At 30.0% G+C, this 19,950-nt stretch carries 17 protein-coding genes; 6 read left to right on the top strand and 11 right to left on the bottom strand.

Translation table 11 applies throughout. The annotated features are described in order from the left end of the window. Nucleotides 1–10: 10 nt before the first annotated feature. The 6 genes from DTL3_RS06400 to DTL3_RS06375 all read right to left on the bottom strand — a co-directional run bounded on the left by DTL3_RS06400 (nt 11) and on the right by DTL3_RS06375 (nt 9,189). Nucleotides 11–2,623 (bottom strand): sugar ABC transporter permease, encoded by a 2,613-nt coding sequence (locus tag DTL3_RS06400; protein ID WP_045088003.1) that lies wholly within the window; start codon nt 2,621–2,623, stop codon nt 11–13. Continuing rightward, on the bottom strand, nt 2,623–4,374 hold the full coding sequence (locus DTL3_RS06395) for an ABC transporter permease subunit (RefSeq protein WP_045088002.1): 1,752 nt from the start codon (nt 4,372–4,374) through the stop codon (nt 2,623–2,625). Before DTL3_RS06395 ends, DTL3_RS06400 begins: the two co-directional genes overlap by 1 nt. A 215-nt stretch (nt 4,375–4,589) precedes the next feature. After that, nucleotides 4,590–5,795, bottom strand: coding sequence for a sugar ABC transporter substrate-binding protein (locus DTL3_RS06390; protein ID WP_045088001.1), 1,206 nt, complete (start codon nt 5,793–5,795; stop codon nt 4,590–4,592). Nucleotides 5,796–5,973: 178 nt separating this feature from the next. Next, nucleotides 5,974–7,362, bottom strand: a complete 1,389-nt coding sequence (locus DTL3_RS06385) for a pyruvate carboxylase subunit B (RefSeq protein WP_084217220.1) — start codon at nt 7,360–7,362, stop codon at nt 5,974–5,976. 54 nt (nt 7,363–7,416) lie between these two features. Beyond that, entirely contained in the window at nt 7,417–7,890 is a 474-nt protein-coding gene (locus tag DTL3_RS06380) for a QueT transporter family protein (protein WP_269446377.1), read from the bottom strand. An 18-nt stretch (nt 7,891–7,908) separates the two neighbouring features. Then, complete coding sequence (locus DTL3_RS06375) at nt 7,909–9,189, bottom strand: hypothetical protein (RefSeq protein WP_045088000.1); 1,281 nt, start codon at nt 9,187–9,189, stop codon at nt 7,909–7,911. Between the two features lie 437 nt (nt 9,190–9,626). Between DTL3_RS06375 and DTL3_RS06370 the strand changes: the two genes are divergently transcribed. Continuing rightward, the gene (locus DTL3_RS06370; RefSeq protein WP_045087999.1) at nt 9,627–9,947 is read left to right on the top strand and encodes a hypothetical protein; all 321 of its coding nucleotides are present in this window, start codon (nt 9,627–9,629) and stop codon (nt 9,945–9,947) included. Between the two features lie 5 nt (nt 9,948–9,952). Here DTL3_RS06370 and DTL3_RS06365 read toward each other — a convergent pair whose 3' ends face one another. The 5 genes from DTL3_RS06365 to DTL3_RS06345 form a co-directional block, all read right to left on the bottom strand. Further along, the gene (locus tag DTL3_RS06365; RefSeq protein ID WP_045087998.1) at nt 9,953–10,807 is read right to left on the bottom strand and encodes a GNAT family N-acetyltransferase; all 855 of its coding nucleotides are present in this window, start codon (nt 10,805–10,807) and stop codon (nt 9,953–9,955) included. A 193-nt stretch (nt 10,808–11,000) separates the two neighbouring features. Then, nucleotides 11,001–11,732 (bottom strand): triose-phosphate isomerase, encoded by a 732-nt coding sequence (gene tpiA, locus DTL3_RS06360; protein ID WP_045087997.1) that lies wholly within the window; start codon nt 11,730–11,732, stop codon nt 11,001–11,003. A gap of 35 nt (nt 11,733–11,767) precedes the next feature. Next, nucleotides 11,768–12,967 (bottom strand): phosphoglycerate kinase, encoded by a 1,200-nt coding sequence (locus DTL3_RS06355; protein ID WP_045087996.1) that lies wholly within the window; start codon nt 12,965–12,967, stop codon nt 11,768–11,770. Between the two features lie 94 nt (nt 12,968–13,061). After that, nucleotides 13,062–14,066: a type I glyceraldehyde-3-phosphate dehydrogenase gene (gap, locus tag DTL3_RS06350; protein ID WP_045087995.1), complete on the bottom strand. Its 1,005-nt coding sequence runs from the start codon at nt 14,064–14,066 to the stop codon at nt 13,062–13,064. Nucleotides 14,067–14,169: 103 nt separating this feature from the next. Next, the gene (locus DTL3_RS06345; RefSeq protein ID WP_045087994.1) at nt 14,170–14,556 is read right to left on the bottom strand and encodes a YbaB/EbfC family nucleoid-associated protein; all 387 of its coding nucleotides are present in this window, start codon (nt 14,554–14,556) and stop codon (nt 14,170–14,172) included. Between the two features lie 670 nt (nt 14,557–15,226). Here DTL3_RS06345 and DTL3_RS06340 point away from each other — a divergent pair. The 5 genes from DTL3_RS06340 to argS all read left to right on the top strand — a co-directional run bounded on the left by DTL3_RS06340 (nt 15,227) and on the right by argS (nt 19,919). Then, nucleotides 15,227–15,958, top strand: a complete 732-nt coding sequence (locus tag DTL3_RS06340) for a basic amino acid ABC transporter substrate-binding protein (protein WP_045087993.1) — start codon at nt 15,227–15,229, stop codon at nt 15,956–15,958. 166 nt (nt 15,959–16,124) lie between these two features. After that, nucleotides 16,125–16,796 carry an amino acid ABC transporter permease gene (locus tag DTL3_RS06335; RefSeq protein WP_045087992.1) on the top strand — a complete coding sequence of 224 codons (672 nt, stop codon included), beginning with the start codon at nt 16,125–16,127 and terminating at the stop codon, nt 16,794–16,796. Nucleotides 16,797–16,803: 7 nt separating this feature from the next. Beyond that, nucleotides 16,804–17,580 carry an amino acid ABC transporter ATP-binding protein gene (locus tag DTL3_RS06330; RefSeq protein ID WP_045088662.1) on the top strand — a complete coding sequence of 259 codons (777 nt, stop codon included), beginning with the start codon at nt 16,804–16,806 and terminating at the stop codon, nt 17,578–17,580. Next, entirely contained in the window at nt 17,577–18,251 is a 675-nt protein-coding gene (locus DTL3_RS06325; protein WP_171820598.1) for an amino acid ABC transporter permease, read from the top strand. Before DTL3_RS06330 ends, DTL3_RS06325 begins: the two co-directional genes overlap by 4 nt. A gap of 18 nt (nt 18,252–18,269) precedes the next feature. Next, nucleotides 18,270–19,919 (top strand): arginine--tRNA ligase, encoded by a 1,650-nt coding sequence (argS, locus tag DTL3_RS06320; protein ID WP_045087991.1) that lies wholly within the window; start codon nt 18,270–18,272, stop codon nt 19,917–19,919. Nucleotides 19,920–19,950 lie beyond the last annotated feature (31 nt).

Here is a 19,950-nt window from a genome sequence, read left to right as displayed (position 1 = left end):
TTTATTAGAATTAACCTTTTACAGAACCTTGAGTCAAACCGCCTATAATCCACTTTTGCATTGATAAAAATAAAATTACCATAGGAACCGCACCAAGTAGTGACGCTGCTGTAAATAGCCCCCACTCAGTTTCATAAGGTCCGGTTGAAAAAGTTTGAAGACCTACAGCATAAGTATAGTTAGACTCACTTTGTAAAATTATTCTCGCTATTACAAACTCGTTGAAGGTATTCATAAATGTCAAAATTAAGACTACGGCAATTACTGGTAATGACAAAGGAATAACTATTCTCCAAAATGTTTGAAATCTAGTCGCTCCATCAATCATAGCAGACTCTTCTAAAGAATCGGGTATCGTATCATAATATCCCTTAAATAACCACATATTATAGGCAACTCCACCCATATATGCAAAAATTAATCCCATAATAGTGTCTAGACCTAAAACGCCAAAACTATCTCCCATGAACTTTAATATACCGTATATTGCAATCATGAACATGACACCTGGGAACATTTGAATTATAAGTAAGAAATATAAACCTTGTTCTCTACCTACAAATCTCATTCTAGAAAATGGGTATGCTGCAACCGAGGTCATAAAAACTGTTAAAACAGAGACTATTCCAGCAACAACGATAGAATTGAGTAACCATCTCATGAAAGGCTTCCTTATTTTAATAGACCAATCTTGTTGCAATAAATATAAATCTTTATCTACATTTCTTAGCATCTTCTTCAATTCACTATAAGAAGTTTTATCAGATAAATCACTCACTATTCTTCCGGCTCTTGAAATGTCTGCAGAAGCAACTCCATATTGTGTATTGTAATAGTTTTGCATTTCTGCTAATGGAGTTATTGTTGCTATGTTTCCTCCATAATTTATAGATAGATAATGTTCTAAATTATTCTTATATATATCGATGTTTGTTTGCAAGCTATTTTGAAGCGCTTTTAACTTTTCTTTACCAGAATCAAATTTATTCTTTGATTCGACTAAACTATTGTACCAATTCATAACTACATATCTATTTCTTTCTGGTATATAATATGGATAATATTTTGATTGCATTAATGTTGAATAATTAGTGGCTTCAAAATTATCAGTGATTTCGCAAGATGAAGCCTCTAATAAAACTAATATTTGAGGTAAAGACTCTATTTTTGAGATGTTAATAGCCAATTCTTCGTATTCTTTTTTGAGTTCAGATAATTGAGATTCTAGAATTGTCTTTTCCTCTCGTAAATTGAATAACTCAATCCCTAAATTAGCTAATTCTTTTGTATTTCTACTATACTCTTGGGATAATGGGAGTAATTCATCTAGAGACACAGACATTTTAATAGTTGATGATTTAATAGCTTTATATACCGGAGAGATTGCAGTAGTATCTTTTATCTCATATATTTTGGTAAAATTGTCATTTAAAAATCTGTAGACTTCACTGTAAAAATATAAAGTATCTACAAAACCATTTTGAATAAATTCATCTATAGTTTTTAAGTTATCATATACATCAGGAATAATGGTTGAAAACTTTTTTACTGTTTCATAAAACAACAGATCTTCCCCAAATACAGGTTCTTTACCTTGAATATTTTCAAGATTATGTTTTTCTAAAATAGAAAAAGAGGATTTTATTCTATCTCTCTCCATAATATAGACATCTGAAATTGCAACCAATCTTGTATATATTTTCTTGTTATTTTGTTTTAAGGTATCTTGTTGGGATACAATTTGAGAACTATGTGTATCTAATGTATTCACTTTGCTTTCTGTTTCAGAGATTTTTTGAAGGGCTTCTCCAAACAAATAATTTACTTGAACATTAATACTTTCTATTAACTGATTCATTTCAGTTTCTATATCTTTCCACATATTTCCTAATGATAATATTTCTTCAGCAATTGGTTCTACTGCTGGTTCTTCGTTAACCCATTTTCTGTAAGTTTTTACTCTCCATACAGCAGTATTAAGCGGTATTTGTAAAAGCATATTGAGAGTATCTACATAATATTCTTCATTTTTATTTAAATTGCTATTTCTGAGAGTAGAAATTATTGATTCCCTCTGAGAAAAATATTGCTTTATCAATTCTTGTAAGTTGGAATATTGTACCTTAATTCCCAACTCTTCTGCAAGAGTAACTAAATTTGTAAATTCTTGCTCAAATTTCTTATAATCTTCTACCCTTATAGTATTAATATTTTGATAAAATTGGTCTTTATACTGAGACTCATAAAGAGAAAAAATTTGTCCATACAGATGCTCTATACTATCTAAGTTTTTATTTGTGTCTAAAAAGTAGGCATCTAAATCCTTTAATAATTTATTTGATTTCTTTTTTGCTTCTTCAATAGTAATATTGCTATAGTCTCCTATATACGAACTTATAGAAGTTAATTCATTTACTAATTCTGGAATATTTTGTTTCTGAATTATTAGATCTTTATAATTATTCAGTGTAATTCTACTAGAAAACAACTTAGGAGAGAAAGCAGCATTATCTCTTCTAATTGATGTGGATATTAACCAAACTAGAGGAAACAATATTATTACAACACAAATAATTAAAATTAGATGTCTTAACCAATAGTTCTTTTTTTCAATCATGGCCATTATCTGCTCACCTCTTCAAATGAACCAGAAAACTTGAAATTAAAATAACTAAATATAGCTATAATACCAAATATTAAAATTGAAATTGCGGAAGCAAATCCAAAGTCTTGACCATGAGAACCTTCAAAGGCAAGTTTATACACGTAAGATATTAAAATATCTGTAGATCCTGCAGGTGTATTTGTACCGGCCATTGCAGGTCCTCCACCTGTAAGTAGATATATGTTTGTAAAATTGTTAAAATTAAATGCAAAACTCATGACCAACAAAGGAGCAACAGAAACCATTAACAAAGGAAAGGTTATTTTTATAAATTGCTTCCATCTTGATGCTCCATCAATAACTGCAGCCTCATACAGATCCTCAGGTATACTCTGTAAAGAGCCCAAGGTAATAGTCATCATATATGGAAAACCTAGCCAAGTATTAACTATTAATACAGCGACTTTAGCCCAAAAAGGATCATTTAACCATTTAACAGGATTAATTCCAAAGTTCGCAAGAACAAATCGATTAATAACACCATAAGTTTCATTAAAAAAACCATTTCTCCACACTAACACGGATATAAATGCTGGAATGGCCCATGGTATTATAAGCAAGGTTCTATATAATATTCTACCTTTCAATCTATTATCGTTTAATATTAATGCAAAAGCTAATCCTATTATAAACGTAAATAAAACACTTAAAGCCGCATAAGCAAATGTCCAACCAAATATTTTAAAAAATGGTCCAGAAATTCTTGGATCCTTAATTATCTTCGAAAAATTATTCAACCCAACATAATCCTTATAACCAATCAATCTATATAAATTTCCATTTTCGTTATAATCCCAAAATGCTGCATCTTTTTCTATCAATTCTTTATTTGTTAATGTATTTACTACCACAGTTTTGTATATTTCTCTTTCTCCATCTATTATTACTTTAACCATCGTTTCATATACCCTATATGCCTCTGAAAACTTTCTAAAAACATAAGAACTAGAAAGTTTAAAATTTTTGTTTTCATACTTTAAAACTAGGGATTTTAAATAATTTTGACGCAAAACAGAATTATAAAAAGATGAATTTGAAGAAGTGGTAGAATCTAATGGTGAATAAAAGTAAGTATACCTAATATCTCCCTTTTCAATAGCTATTATAGAATCACCACCAGCGGTCGATAAACTTCCAGATGGCCTAATAATTTCATAAGTGGCTCCTTCTTTAATAACCATATCGTTCTGTACCTTAAACATTTCACTTTCAGCATATATTAAATTATTTTTTGAGTCCCATTGCCTTATCAATGGTTTTTCTGCTAAATACATATCTTCTTGATCGTATAACAATAAAATAAAATCTTCTGTAGGTTTATATTGCTCATCATATCTAACAAACACTTTAAAATCCAGAGTCTTAGGATCGCTTGGTTCGTAATAATAACTGGAATCTGTTAGTAGTGTATCTATTGCATTTGTTCTAGTAAATAAATGACCAGTCCCATAATTAGTAAATGCTGTATCAATAGTATAATAAATGGGATAAATGGTTAGTATAAATAAAAAGAACAAAGCTGGTAAGGTATACCTATATGGATAAGCTTTAGAAGAAAATATTGCCCAATCTGTAATAACAAGAAAAACAGATATAACAATTCCTAAACCATAATTAGCAAGCGTAAATAAAAGAATTATCGCCCAAAGCAAAAGAGCATTCAAAACACCAATAAAAAGCCATATTAAAATATTTTTGAAGACTTTCATTTCATGTTCCCTCCTAAAAGGCTTCTTTTTCTACAGATATAAACTAAAAAATATATATTATACTAATTATACTAAAAAATGGACCATTTTTGCAAAAAAAAGAAGGAGAGGAGTTCCCTCCCTCTTTTTTCTTAATATTTCATCTCATTAAATTGAATAACAATTATACTCTTCATAATCAGTTTTATCACATAATTTGAAGACATGTCTTTTTATTATTTAATGCTCGCTTTTATCTTTGAAACGGCATCATTAAGCGCAGCTTCAGGTGTTTGAGTTCCATTTATAATATTGTTTAAAGCATCAGCCATTGGTTGCCATACCCCAGCCATTTCAGGAATGTTCGGCATTGGTTCTCCACCAGCTGCACTTTCTGTAAATGCTGCAACTATTTCAGTAGGAACAGGTCCACCTTGTTCGTCAATAATTTGAGTAACATCTTGTCTTGAAGGCAATCTAGGATCTGCAATGTAAAATTCATATATTCCTTCAGATGTAGCAAGATAATTAATAACAAACTCCATTGCAAACGCCTTATTAGCAGATCTAGAATTAATCATCAACCCTTGAACTCCTACAAAAGGTTTCATTGTTTTACCTGGTTCAACTTCTAATTTTGTTAAAGGAATAACGCCAAAATCTATACCAGCATCAAGATAAGCTTTTACTGCCCAAGGACCATTTATAATCATTGCAGCTAATCCATCCATGAACATAGAATCCATAATATTATAATTTATACCTTGTGGCATAATACCTTCATCAAAAAAGCTCTTTAGAAGATTTCCAGCCTTAATAGATCCTTCATTGTTTAATCCAATATCAGAGACATTATAACCAGTTTTTGGGTCATAACCAAAAACGTAACCGCCAAATCCTGTAAAGAAACCGTAAACATGATAAAAATCATTTGCAGTAACTGCAAATCCTAATGTTTCACTAGTAGTAAATTCTTTAGCTAGTTCTTTTAAATCAGAGATATTTGTTGGTACTTCGTCATCACTAACATAATCTCGATTATAAAACAATGCAACAGCCTCAGTTGCATAAGGAACACCATACAATTTTCCTTGGTAAGTGAATCCTTGGATAGCAGATTCTGCAAATTTATCCAACTCGATAGCTGAAAATGGAATTGGTTCTAGCAAACCGTTTATTACAAGTTCTCCTACCCAATCATGTGCACCTACTATTATATCAGGTCCTTCTCCGGCTTGTGCAGCTGTAAGGAATTTAGATTTAATATCACCAAATGTTACCATTTGTACTACAACGTTAACTCCAGTATCTCTAGTAAATTCCTGACCAATCCTGTTGATAAAGTCAACTTGCTTTTCAGAACACCATACAGTTAGTGTTGCGGAAAATACAAACGTGATTCCTAATACCAAAATCAAGGATAAAATTAACCCTTTTTTCATTTTCATACCTCCTCTTCAAATTTAGTATCCCGAATGGAAACGTTTTACTAAATATATTATAGCAAAATTGGAAATATTTTCATATTGTTATAAACAGCGATTATAACTGTTTATTAGGATTTAGAAGAGATTAAAAGTAATTAGAGACGAAAATCTCAAAAATAATTCTTCTGATCGATTATATTGGATATATGACTACGTCTTCGTTCTTGAACGAATTAACTATGTTAAAGTCTACTTTTAGATTTTTTTCATATTTCTTAATTAAAAATTGTCTTCCTACCTCTCTAAATAAAACATAGGTTAACAAATCTTCATCAGTATTAGCTAACAATCCAATTTCTTTTTTCGCTCTGTCTAACTCTGGAGGAATCTCATCTGCTGGCCTGTAATCTATAGGTTTAATAGTACCCAAAGCTTTTTCATATAACTCTTGATTAACAGGAGCCGGTGGTTTTCCATAAAAACCTCTTAAATAATTTTTCACCTCATTGGTTATCATAGAATACCTTTTTCCAGTCAAAACATTTAAAGTTGCTTGAACACCTACTATTTGGCTAGTAGGTGTAACAAGAGGTGGATAGCCTAGATCTTTTCTAACAATTGGTACTTCTTTTAATACTTCTTGTATTTTGTTTTCTGCTTTTTGAGACTTCAATTGTGACATAAGGTTTGACAACATACCTCCTGGAATTTGCGCATCTAATATCTTTGCATCTATAGAATTCATCTTAACGTCAAATTCTTTATACTTTTCTCTTACTGTCCATAAATAATCTACAAGCAGTATTATTTGTTTCCAATTTAAATCTAAATCAAAAGCGTGCTGAAAAGGCTCAACAGCAGGTTCTGACGTACCATTAGCAAAAGGACTAAGAGCTAAATCTATTATATCCGCCCCTGCCTCTATTGCCGCATAATAAGTCATGGAGGCAAGCCCAGTAGTAGCATGTGAATGAATATTAATAGATATATTAAACCTCTGTTTTAGTTCTTTAACTAGGTTATAAGATACTTTTGGAGTAAGAAGTCCTGCCATATCTTTAATTACTATAGAATCTACGCCTCTATCAATTAATTCTTTAGCGTAATTTAAATAAAAATCCAATGTATGAACTGGACTTACAGTATAACAAATTGCTCCTTGAACATGTATTTTTCTTTTTTTAGCGACTTCTATAGATTTATCTAAATTTCTGATATCGTTCAACGCATCAAAAACTCTTATTATATCCATTCCATAATCTGCAACTTTATTTATAAACAGCTCTACAACATCATCTGCATAATTTTTATATCCAACTAAATTCTGTCCTCTTAAAAGCATTTGTATCTGAGTATTTTGAAGTTTGTTTTTTATTATCTTTAATCTTTCCCATGGGTCTTCATCTAGATATCTAATACAAGAATCATATGTCGCTCCACCCCAAACTTCCATTGAATAAAAACCTACTTTATCAAAATCTTCCAATTGATCTTTAAAGTCTTCTAATTTTAATCTTGTCGCTATCAAAGATTGCTGACCATCTCTTAATGTTGTATCAACTATAAAAGGTTTTTTTTTCAAATATATTCACCTCTAGCTGTCATATAAATATTTATATTAATAAATAGATAAGCTTTAATTATCATTTTTATAAATATTTTTTTCAAATAATCTTAAAATAGGTAACCCAATTGCAAAAGTAGCTATAGCTTCTCCAATTGCAATCCATATTACTGATAACAAATATGGAAAATTATACAGTGGCGCCACATATAAAGAAACTCCAAATGCATTAATAAATATAGGAGGAAGAGGTGTCAAATATTTATTTGGCATTTTCCACGTAATTATAGCTGCTATCAAAGTAAAAAGGCTACCCAACCATATGTCCCAAGCTCCTAACCCTCCAATTATATTTGCAAGTAGCGCTCCCACATATAATCCAGGAATAAAAGCAGGATCTAAATAGGGTAATAAAGTGAAAGCTTCTGCAATTCTAACTTGTATAGGTCCGAAACTAATTGGCTGAAAAACAAGACATAAAACCACGTACAATGCGGATATCAAAGCAGCTCTAACTATCCTTTTAGATATTTTTTTCGCCTCCAACTATTAATAAACATAGAATCATTTTAGAAGATTATTAATCTCATTAATAATCTTTAAAGAACCATCTGATTTTTCTTTCTCTAAATTTTCGTTTTCAATAAGATTACTAAAAATACCCTTTAAAACGTTTAAATTTTCTTTTATACTATCTAAATCACCTGAGTTTTTATAATACTCTATTAAAGATAAATAAAGTAATTCAAAGTAATCATATGAAACATTAGGATCTTGTGGTTTTATTTCATAAAGTTTATAATTTATTTCTATGGATTCCGGATTAATTTTTTTCAGATTAACTAATGAATTTTCGTAGGCCAAATACATTTCTTCGATTTGCATATTTATTTGTTCATATTCATTTTTTATTTTTTCTTCGTTGTAAGTACCATAATTTCCTGCTAGATAGATATATTCTTGTAAAAGATTGACTTTTTGGGTTGCTTCGACTCTTAAGTCAGTAGCTTCGTCTGTTTCGGATATTTGTGAGTAATAAGATAGTTGATTCGATAATTCATCATTTGAATATTCCAATAATTGTGGGTAATTGCCTGCAATTTCCATATATTTTTGCAAATCTTCTAACTTTGAATATTGAACAGAAAGTATATTTTCAACTAGATATACATATGAAATATACCATTCTTCTGGTATATTAGTTTCTCTAAGGACTATACTTCTATATTTTTCTTCTATTGCTTCAAATTCTTGTAATGATTGAGCTTTAAAAATCTCATATGCGGGGATTAATGGCTCATATGAAACAACAAAGTCGAAATTAGATAAATACTCTTCATACCACTCAGAAAGTACTTCAGACATGTTTTCTCCATATGTATCTGTAAAAAAACTGTTTATTGATTTAACAACTTCATCTCTATACACAATACTACTAATAAAACCTTTAAAAATGCTTTCGGTTCCAAAAAAACGTAAGAAAGGTTCTTTTAAACTGTCATCTGACATATATTTATTGAAAAGATCATTGCTTTCATTTACTATTCTTTCGTAATCAAGTAATACTCCATTTTCATTTAAATATTTTTCTAAAGCTTTATAATTCATTAAAGCTGAGGCTACAGTTATAATATCTAAGGGTTTATAAAAGTATGATTCATACTGTGGATTAGTTTGAATAATTTCAAGTAATACGTTATAATATTCTCCCATCACTTCGTTATATTCTAAAAAGTATGATTCATAAATCTCATGTTCATTAGAAGACAAGTAAGCTATACTCTCAGAAAAAAATGTTGCAGCACACAAAACACATACAACCACCAAAATAATACTTTTTTTCATATTAAACCTCCTAAAAAAATTTTATTTACTCACTTTAGAAATTCCAAAATCCTTATTATATATGTTTTAGAGTTGATTTTTTTTACAAAATACCTTCTCAATTCTAATCCTTACTAATTCTTAATTCTTTTGACTTTTTCTGTACTTGTACAGAAGGCAGGACGAGGCCTCCACCCTGGATCAGTTATAAATTCAAATGCTTACTTTTAGAAAATATTCATTTCTAAAGACCTTAAAATTTTTATTACTATGTAATAGATTTTTACTATCAATGTATTAATTCAATTTTTTAATTTTATTATTACAAAATATAATTAAAATAAAAAATCATAAAAATTTGACTCATAATGAGTCGATATGTTATAATAATTCAAGGAAATATTAACATTATTGTTCGAATATTTAAACATCTTTAAATCTATAAGTAGGTGACAGCCATGATTTCATTAAAGGATAAGCTAATTTTAAAAGCTCTACATAAACAATTTAATAATCAGGTACCTTCTCTATTTTCAGAAATAGCTTATAAAGGAAAAGATAAATTTTTATTTTTCGTTTTTATAAATAAATCAGACGAGTCGTTTGAATCGACATCATATGATATTATTGAAAACGATAATTCTATTGATTTTATTTTACATAAAAATGATAAAACGTATAAGTTGAATGTAGAAAAAATATATAACTTTAAATCTTATTTCTATGTAGAAATGAACGATTTAGCTGAAATTCATGAGGTTGTAGAATTTGTTTTTTAAATATATTAATGTAATTTTCTTTCCATTTCTAATTGCTTAATAAAGGGGATATATTTATTATCTATCAACGCACTATTTAAGGGATCATCTTCTGGAACTGAAATTACAATTATTTCATCTTTTATTTGAAATAATTTTGAGGTTGCATCTCTTACAATATCAAAAAAATTGCTACTGTCATCTATTGGAGCAATATCTACAATAAAAACATTATCTTCATTTAAACCCCAAACAATATATCCTATCCTATTTCCTTCTTCATTTAGTATTACCTCATATATGTACCTATTGTCACTAAGCTTTAATGTCATTGGGTCTCTCTGCCAATTGGGATCTCTTTTAAATTTTAATTTTGCAACTTGAGCTAAATCATAAATATTATCTGATGTTGTAGATTCATATATAAAAGAAAAAGAATTTTGTGCTCTTTGATTTTTCCTTTTAAGGTAAGAATATAGGTTTCTCTTTAATCTGAATCCATGCTTTTCATAGAACCTTACCGATCTTTTATCTAATTCTACAACTTCTAATATTATAGTATCAATATCCTTCCATTTTAGGTTTTCTACAACTCTAAAAAGCATTTGGGAAGCTAGACCTTTTCCTCTAAATTCTTCCAAGACGCCTATAGAATCAATTCTCCCTATCCTATTTCTTATAGAAATAACGCAAAATCCAACCGGTTTTTCATCACTGAAAACTAAAAAAGAATCCCCTAAAGAAATGGAGTTTTCTTTTATGTCCATAGTAAAACTATCATAAGTCCATCTAACGGGAACCACATAATCTTTAAAAACTTCATTTACCAGATTAACCAAGATAGAAATAGACACTTCATTTAATGGTTTAAATTCATACATATAGTTCCTCCTTTTTTCAAATAATTTATATCTGAAAAAACTGGAAAAATCGTTTAATTATATTATTTAATAATTATACTATCTATTTTAAATGAATATAAAAAGTTTTATTTTATTTATTATTATAATAACACACTAAACTTAAATAAATCTTTAAAAATAAAATCAACCGCGTTAACGCGGTTGATTTTATTTATTCAATTATTTGTTCCATAACTCTTGTTAACTCAATAAATTCCTCACTCAAAGAAGCTCCTCCAACTAATCCACCATCAATGTCTGACTTTAAGAAAAGACCCAAAAAGTTATTAGCCTTAATACTTCCACCATACAAAATAGTCATGCTTTCCGCTAAACTTTCATCAAATAGATCTTTAAGCAAAGTTCTGATGAATTCATGTACCTCTTGAGCTTGTTCAGGAGATGCAACCTTACCCGTACCAATCGCCCAAACTGGTTCATATGCTAGAACAATGCGTGAAACTTCTTCGTAAGTTAACCCAAAAAAAGCTTCTTTGATCTGTCTTTCAACAACATTGAAGGTGAGACCTTTTTCTCGTTCTTCAAGTTTTTCTCCAATACATAAAATAGGTACTAGTTCAGTTTTAAGAACCTTTTTTAACTTTTTGTTGATAAGTTCATCACTTTCACCAAAAAGATGTCTTCTCTCTGAATGACCTATAATTACGTATTGAACGTTTAAATCTAATAACATATCAGTAGAAATTTCACCGGTAAACGCACCTTTATCCTCATAAAAAACATTTTGAGCGCCAACTTTAATTTTTGAACCACTTACAATATCAGAAACTTTTTCTAAAGCAGTATACGGAGGACAAAGAATAACATCAAATTTACTTTTATTACCGATTGTTCCGATCAATTTTGAAGTAAATTGTGCTGCTTGAGTATTGGTTTTATTCATTTTCCAGTTTCCAGCTAAAATAAATCTTCTTTTATTTAGTTTTTTTTTACAGATATTGAAGCAATTCCTGGAAGTTCTTTTCCTTCAAGAAATTCTAGTGAAGCTCCACCACCAGTTGATACATGAGAAAATTCTTCCGCTAAACTAAACTTTTCTGCTGCAGCTGCAGAATCTCCTCCACCAACTATGCTTATACAACCTTTTTTGGTAACATTTACTATTGCTTCGGCAATTTTTTTAGTTCCTTCAGCAAAATCATCAATTTCAAATACTCCCATTGGTCCATTCCAAAATACCGTTTTTGCATCTGACAATTTTTCACTAAATAACCTAATGGTTTCAGGTCCAATATCTAAACCCATCCATCCTTCAGGAATTCCTTCATTAATTTTAAATATTTTCTTTTCAGCTCCAGCTTCAATTTTTTGTGCAGCGACTGTATCTATTGGTAATACAATCTCTACCTTTTTTGCCTTGGCATTTTCTAAAATTGTTTTAGCCACATCTAGTTTATCTTCCTCAACTTTTGATGAACCAACCTTTTTTCCTAATGCTTTAAGAAATGTAAACATCATTGCTCCACCAATCAAAATCCTGTCCGCCTTATTTAAAAGATTGTTTATGACATCTATCTTATCTGAAACTTTGGCACCACCTAATACCACAACATATGGTTTTTGTGGATTTTCATTCGCTGCACTTAAAAATTTGATTTCCTTCTCCATTAAAAACCCTGCGACACTAGGTATATATTTTGCTATACCCACATTAGAAGCATGTGCTCTATGAGCTGTACCAAATGCGTCGTTTACATGAATATCTGCAAGACCGGCCCAATATTTTGCTAAATCAGGATCATTTTTTGTTTCTCCTTTTTCAAAACGTGTATTTTCTATTACAAGAATCTCTCCATTTTTCAGTTGAGAAACTGCTCGTTCCACTTTTTCTCCACGTGTCTCATCAACAAAATATACAGGAACATTAATTAATTCTTTAAGCCTTTCTGCGACCGGTTTTAAAGAATACTGTGGATCTTTTTCGCCATCTGGTCTTCCTAAGTGAGAAAGTAAAATAACTTTGGCGCCTTCATCTACCGCATATTTAATTGTAGGTAAAGCCGCTTTAATCCTTGTATCGTCAGTTATCATTCCATTTTTTATTGGTACATTAAAATCTACTCTCATTATAACCTTTTTATTTTTTAAATCAACGTCTTTTATAGTTAGCTTGTTCATTTATTGCACCCCCTAAAGTATGTTTATTGATCAAGTGAATAATCCAAACTTAAACAAAAAGGGGAGCTTAATCCCCTTTTCGTAATTCTATCTTTTATAACATCTTAACTAACTTTTCTGCTAATTTAACAACCATTGCAGAGTATCCATTTTCGTTATCATACCATGAACATATCTTAATAAAATTACCATCTATTACATTAGTTAATGTAGCATCGAAAATACCTGCATATACGGAACCAACGATATCTGAAGATACTATTGGTTCATCATTGTAGCCAAGAATACCTTTTAATTTACCTTCTGTTGCTTTCTTCATTAATTCGTTAATTTCTTCAACAGTTGTAGATTTTTCCACTTCTGCGGTTAAATCAGAGATAGATCCATCAGGCGTAGGAACTCTTAAAGCAATTCCATCTAATTTTCCTTTTAACTCGGGTATAACAATACCTACTGCTTTTGCCGCACCTGTGGTTGTAGGAATTATATTTAGTGCTGCTGCCCTAGCCCTTCTCAAATCTTTATGTGGTAAATCTAAAACTCGTTGGTCATTAGTATATGAGTGAACTGTAGTCAGTAGTCCTCTTTTAATTTTAAGATGATCATTTAAGACTTTAATTACAGGAGCAATAGAATTTGTTGTACAAGATGCATTAGAAATAACTTCCATGTCTGGGGTTAAAATATCGTCATTAACACCCATTACAATCGTAGCGTCTACTTCGCCTTTTGCAGGAGCTGTAATTATTACTTTCTTTGCTCCAGCTTTTAAGTGCGCAGAAGCTTTTTCTTTATTTACAAAAACACCTGTAGATTCTATAACTAACTCTACTCCTAAATCTTTCCATGGAAGGTTATTTGGATCCTTTTCAGCAAACACTTGTACTTCTTTTCCATTTACTTTAAATCCATTTTCATCCAATTCAACATTTCCCTTAAATTTCCCATGAACAGAATCATATTTAAGAAGCGTAGCTAATGTTTTTGCATCTGTTAAATCGTTAATTGCAACTACTTCAAACATTGGGTTTTCAACCATTTGTCTAAATACTAACCTACCTATTCTTCCAAAACCATTTATTCCTACTTTAACTGCCATAAATAATACACCTCCTAGTAATATGCTTGCTTGTTATTTTTTTCTCTAAGTATATTATACAATTTTATTTATACTTTTTTGAAAATATAAAGTTAAAATTTTTTTAGAATCCTAAATCAGGTAGTTGGCCTAAATACTTTTCTGAAATTTCGTTTGTTTTCTCCTCTTTTAATTGAATCGCTTTTTGAACTACTTCATTTGTAGCGGCAATTATTAAATCCTTTATCGTATCAAAATCTTCCTCTTCTAATTCTTCAGAAATAATAATGTCTTTTATCCTTAAGTCACAGGTAGCAATTATCTTTACAACGCCACCTCCAGCTGTAGCCTCAACCTCTAAATCTTTTAGGGAATTTTCCATCTCTTCTATTTCTTTTTGCATTTGTAATTGAGCTTTCTGAGCCTCTTGAAGTAGCGCGTTCATATTGTTTGCGTTAGAAGTTTTTTTTGATAAAGATCTTCCACCTAAACTTTTCATTTTTTTTGCCATGCAAATCCTCCTCTAAAATAATCAATTTTGCTGTCTTCAGAAATTCCAAAATCCTTATTATATATGTTTTAGTTGATTTTTTACAAAATACCTCCTCATTTCTAAAGAGCATATCTTAATTTTTTTAACTATTTCGGTACTTGTACCAAGGAGGGGGGAGGGCTTCGCCCTAGACCCTTTATAAATCAAATGCTTATTATTTAGAAAATATTTGTTTCTAAAGACCAAAAAATAATCAATTTCAACTGGGTTTGATAATAGTTAAAAAGTAGATGTCTCTTTGCCAAAACAGTTATGGATTCAACAAACATATAACCATTTTTTTGAATTATTCATTGAAATAAAATTTCTGACATAAAATGTAATCTATTATAAGTGAATAATTAGAACTAATTAGTGATTTTTTGTTACTTCTCATATTTTATTAAATTATATCACACTGTTTTTTTAAATAAAAGGAATCATTTTTATGAAAAAAATATGTGAATGCAATAATAAAAATTAATTATTTTAGTAATCATATAATAAAATATGTTATAATAAAATGTAAAAAACATAGACTAAAATTGTCGTTGTTTAAATTTACAACTCTTTATTCATTAAATTTTTTTATTAATATTCTTTAATATAATTCTATTCTTTTTATCATCATAGAAAGGGAGGGATTTGAATGTTTAAAAGAGCTTTTTTGTTTTTCATAGCAGTTTTAACACCGCTACTTTTTGTTTTTGGGGTTACTTATAAAGTTGGGACAGAAGCTTCTTTTCCACCTTTTGAATATGTAGAAAACGGACAGTTTGTAGGCTTTGATATTGATTTGATTAGAGAAATAGGAAAATTAAAAGGGTTCAATGTTGAAGTTATCGATATCAGTTTTGACTCTTTAATCCCATCTTTGACAACAGGCAATATTGATATAATTGCTGCAGGAATGACTATTACTGAAGATAGGCAAAAGGTTGTTGACTTTACAATTCCTTATTATAGTGGCGATCAAAGCATCTTAGTAAGAAAAGATTCGGATTTTGATATTACTGTTCTATTTGGAAACCACAAAATAGGAGTCCAAACTGGCACTACCGGAGATCTCTGGGTTACTGAACATCTTTCAGATAAAAATATCATACCAAAGAAAAACATTACTAGATACGACACATTTAATTTTGCGGTTAGAGACCTAGTAAATAAAAATATTGATGCTATAGTTCTAGATAATCCTGTTTCTGAAAGATTTACTAAAACAGATCCTGTTAAAATTGTTGGAATCATAAAAACTGAGGAAAGTTACGGAATGGCTGTCAAGAAAGGAAACAAAGAATTATTAAATCTTTTAAATAGTGGTATTCAAGAGTTACAAAAAAACGGAAAGCTCGACGAACTTATTGAAAAGTATTTTAAATAGTTTCTTATAGCCTTTAATTAATTAAATATCTTTATAGCCATTGAAGTTAAATTAAAACTATAACTTAATCTAAATATTAATGAGGGGGCTTTGCCCCCTCAACTGTAGTATATATACTTCCTATCTATTTTATATAATATTCAAAATTACAGGAAAGGGATGTACATTGGAAAATTTAAAAATTATTATTGATTCTCTACCACATCTTTTAAAAGGAACTTTAGTTACTCTAGAACTAGCTTTTTTTAGCATAGTTCTAGGATTTGTTGTATCTATTATAGTTGCTTTAGGTCAGCTTTATGGGAACAAGTTTGTTCGTGCCTTTTTTCTATTTTACGAAAGATTATTGCGAAGTCTTCCTGAATTAGTTATTTTATTTTTAATATTTTATGGTCTTCCTCTAATAGGAATAAGACTTAATCCATTGTTCGCTTCTATTGTTGGGCTGGGGTTAAGAAGCTCTGCTTATCAATCTCAGATATTTAGAGGAGCTATTTCTTCACTACCTAAAGGACAAGTCGATGCAGCATACTCCTTAGGAATGACAAAATTTCAAACTTTTTTTAATGTTATTTTTCCTCAGGCTTTTCGAATATCTTTATCTGGATGGACTAACGAAGCTGCCGTAGTTTTAAAGGATACATCTTTAGCTTATGCACTTGGAGTTATTGAATTATTAAGACAAGGTACTTACATAATAGCTGTTACAAACAAACCTTTACTTATATACCTAATATGTGGGTTGATTTATTTTGTACTAACATTTTCATTGAGTAAAGGACTAGGTTATGTTGAGAAAAAACTTGAAATTCCTGGATATGAAGTAAGGAGAGTGTAATTTGAATATGATTAGCAAAAATAATTCTAATCAAGTAATATTAAGAGTAGAGAATGTACATAAAAGCTTTAACGGAAATGAAGTCTTGAAAGGCATTTCTTTTAATGTTAACAAAGGAGAAACCAAGGTTATTATTGGTCCAAGTGGCACTGGTAAAAGTACTTTGTTAATGTGTATTAATAGATTAGTAGAAGTTGATTCGGGAAAAATATATCTAGAAAATAAAGATATAACTTCTGCAAAAAATGTTCATAAAATAAGACAAGAAATCGGCTTTGTATTTCAACATTTCAATTTATTTGAACATCTTAATGTACTCGATAATGTTAAGTTAGGTTTGATCAAAGTTAAGAAAATAAATAAAGATGAGGCCACAGATATTGCATTAAAAGAGCTAGAACGAGTTGGTTTAAAAAATAAAATTGAACTCTATCCAGCACAACTTTCCGGAGGTCAGAAACAAAGAGTTGCAATAGCTCGAGCTTTGGCTATGAATCCAAAATTAATGTTGTTTGATGAACCCACTTCTGCATTAGACCCAGAATTAATAGGTGAGGTTTTAGGGGTAATGATAGAATTGGCAAAAAGTGGAATGACTATGCTTTGTGTAACCCACGAGTTGGGTTTTGCTAGAGCTGTCGCAGATGAAATTATTTTTATGGAAGGTGGGGTAATTGTTGAACAGGGTTCTCCTTTAGAAATGTTTAACAACCCTAAAAAAGAAAGGACAAAAGAGTTTTTAAATAAATTAACAAAATTGTACGGGAAGGAAGAAAATCAATGACTTTTATTGAAATTGTTCAAAGTTCCTGGAAATATATGTTGGATGGATTATGGATCACATTATTTTTAACAATGTCATCTGTAATAATTGGCTTTTTTATAGCTATATTCCTTTCTTTATCTAAAATGTATGGAAATAAGGTTTTATATACTATTAGTAATTGTTATATAGAAATAATTAGAGGTACTCCTCTGCTAGTTCAACTATTTATTTTATATTATAGTTTGCCTGTCATAGGTATTAGATTATCACCACTAACAGCATCTATAATCTCTTTTTTCTTAAACTCATCTGCATATCAAGCTGAATATTTACGGGGTGCTATTCAATCAATTAGTTCAGGACAAATGCAAGCAGCACTTTCGATTGGAATGACAAAATGGCAATCTATTCGATTTGTCATTTTACCTCAAGCCATTCGTAGATTTATTCCTTCTTGGACTAATGAGTTTATTTATTTATTAAAATACTCCTCGCTTTCCTACATTGTAGGAGCACCTGAAATAATGGCTCAAGCAAAGTTCGTTGCTAGTCGTAACTTTGAATTTTTCAAGGTTTATCTTTTTGCTGGAATTATTTACTTTCTATTGGTTACTGTTTTTAGTGAGATTTTTAGATATATTGAAAATAAACTAAAAATACCAGGCACTTTATCTCAAGCAAGAGAATAAGAATTGGAGGTAAAAATAATGGAAATTATTTCTTTAATAAAAGAGCAAATTGATAACGCTCTTAAAGAATTAGGATTAGCTAATTTTTCTGAAGAATATGTTGTTGAAATTCCTCCTCAAGATGACCTAGGAGACTTTTCTTCAAATATCTCTTTTTTACTAGCTAAAAAGTTTAAAAAGAATCCTAAAGTTATTTCTCAAGAACTCTCCGAAAAACTCTCTAAGAATAACTTTTTTACAAAGGTAGAAAATGTTAATGGTTTTTTAAATTTGTTTCTTTCTCCTTCAGTTTATCAGAGAATATGTTCTCATATAATAAGTCACCCAAGAAACTACGGTAAAATTGATATAGGTAAAGGAAAAATTATTCAATTTGAATTCGCCAGTGTTAATCCAACAGGACCACTAACCATAGCTCATGGAAGACAAGCTGTAATGGGAGATGTAATTGGAAATATATATGAGCAAACTGGACATATTGTTCAGAAAGAAATGTATCTGAATGATGCAGGAAGACAAATCAAACTTTTAGCAAGATCATTATGGGTTCGATATAATGAGTTATTAGGTTCTCATTATGAAATACCTGAAGATGGATATGTAGGTGAATATTTAATTGAAACTGCTAGAACCCTTATAAACAAGTACGGTGATCTGTATAAAGACAAATGGAACAGCGAGATTGAAAACTTATTCATGGAAGAAGCTGTAGAAGATATGCTTAATAAGATGCTTTACACTTTAAAACAACTTGATATATATTTCGATATCGTATTTAGTGAAAAACTTTTGTTCAAAAACAATATAGTAAACTCAACTTTAAATCAACTAAAATCCAAAGGTTTTGTTTATGAAAAAGATGGTGCGTTATGGTTTAAAGTTTCAGACCTTATAGAAGAAAATGATAAAGTATTAATTCGGTCAAATGACAACATGCCAACATACTTTTGCGATGATATTGCCTATCATTATTATAAATATTTACGAGGTTTTGACCAAGTTATTGATATTTTAGGTTCAGATCATCATGGCCATATACCTAGAATGATGGCGTCTATTAAAGCATTAGGACTTCCTGAAGATTTCTTAAAGATTATACTTCATCAATTTGTTAATATTAAAAAAGATGATGAACTAATCAGAATGTCCACAAGAAGAGGTGAGTTTTATACCCTTGACGAGCTCATCAACAAAGTTGGAAAAGATGCTGTAAGGTATTTTTTTGCTATGGTAGATCCGGATACAACCTTGAATTTTGATGTAGATTTAGCAATCAAAAAATCTAATGAAAATCCGGTTTTCTATGTGCAATATGCACACGCTAGGATATGTAGTATTTTTAAAGAAGCTGAAAAAAGAGGAATAAAATATGAAAGATTTTTGGGATTAAGTAATCTAGATAAATATGAGGAAAAAGCCTTATTGAGAGAATTAGCTTTATTTCCTAATTCCTTAGTAAATGCCTCTTTACAATTTAAGCCCAATCTATTAACACAGTATTTAGAAAAAGTATCTTCGAGATTCCATCATTTTTATAACTCTCTATCTGTACTTAATGCAGATAACTATGATCTAATGCAAGCTAGGCTTAATCTTTGTGAAGCGACAAAAATTGTTTTAAATAGAGGGCTTTCTATTTTAGGTGTTAGTGCTCCAGAAAGCATGTGAACGTGTATTAGCTAAAAAAGATTTGAGGTGT

The organism is Defluviitoga tunisiensis (assembly GCF_000953715.1).
GTDB classification, from domain to species: Bacteria; Thermotogota; Thermotogae; order Petrotogales; family Petrotogaceae; genus Defluviitoga; species Defluviitoga tunisiensis.
Note: the sequence above shows the minus strand (reverse complement) of the source record. Positions and strands in the feature narration are given on the sequence as shown.

Bases quoted from the DNA above. Each gene is read 5' to 3' on its own strand.
- DTL3_RS06355 (WP_045087996.1), bottom strand. From the start codon at position 12,967: ATGAACAAGCTAACTATAAAAGACGTTGATTTAAAAAATAAAAAGGTT.
- DTL3_RS06375 (WP_045088000.1), bottom strand. From the start codon at position 9,189: ATGAAAAAAAGTATTATTTTGGTGGTTGTATGTGTTTTGTGTGCTGCA.
- DTL3_RS06330 (WP_045088662.1), top strand. From the start codon at position 16,804: ATGATTAGCAAAAATAATTCTAATCAAGTAATATTAAGAGTAGAGAAT.
- argS (WP_045087991.1), top strand. From the start codon at position 18,270: ATGGAAATTATTTCTTTAATAAAAGAGCAAATTGATAACGCTCTTAAA.
- tpiA (WP_045087997.1), bottom strand. From the start codon at position 11,732: ATGAATAAAACCAATACTCAAGCAGCACAATTTACTTCAAAATTGATC.
- gap (WP_045087995.1), bottom strand. From the start codon at position 14,066: ATGGCAGTTAAAGTAGGAATAAATGGTTTTGGAAGAATAGGTAGGTTA.
- DTL3_RS06390 (WP_045088001.1), bottom strand. From the start codon at position 5,795: ATGAAAAAAGGGTTAATTTTATCCTTGATTTTGGTATTAGGAATCACG.
- DTL3_RS06340 (WP_045087993.1), top strand. From the start codon at position 15,227: ATGTTTAAAAGAGCTTTTTTGTTTTTCATAGCAGTTTTAACACCGCTA.
- DTL3_RS06395 (WP_045088002.1), bottom strand. From the start codon at position 4,374: ATGAAAGTCTTCAAAAATATTTTAATATGGCTTTTTATTGGTGTTTTG.
- DTL3_RS06400 (WP_045088003.1), bottom strand. From the start codon at position 2,623: ATGGCCATGATTGAAAAAAAGAACTATTGGTTAAGACATCTAATTTTA.
- DTL3_RS06365 (WP_045087998.1), bottom strand. From the start codon at position 10,807: ATGTATGAATTTAAACCATTAAATGAAGTGTCTATTTCTATCTTGGTT.
- DTL3_RS06325 (WP_171820598.1), top strand. From the start codon at position 17,577: ATGACTTTTATTGAAATTGTTCAAAGTTCCTGGAAATATATGTTGGAT.
- DTL3_RS06345 (WP_045087994.1), bottom strand. From the start codon at position 14,556: ATGGCAAAAAAAATGAAAAGTTTAGGTGGAAGATCTTTATCAAAAAAA.
- DTL3_RS06370 (WP_045087999.1), top strand. From the start codon at position 9,627: ATGATTTCATTAAAGGATAAGCTAATTTTAAAAGCTCTACATAAACAA.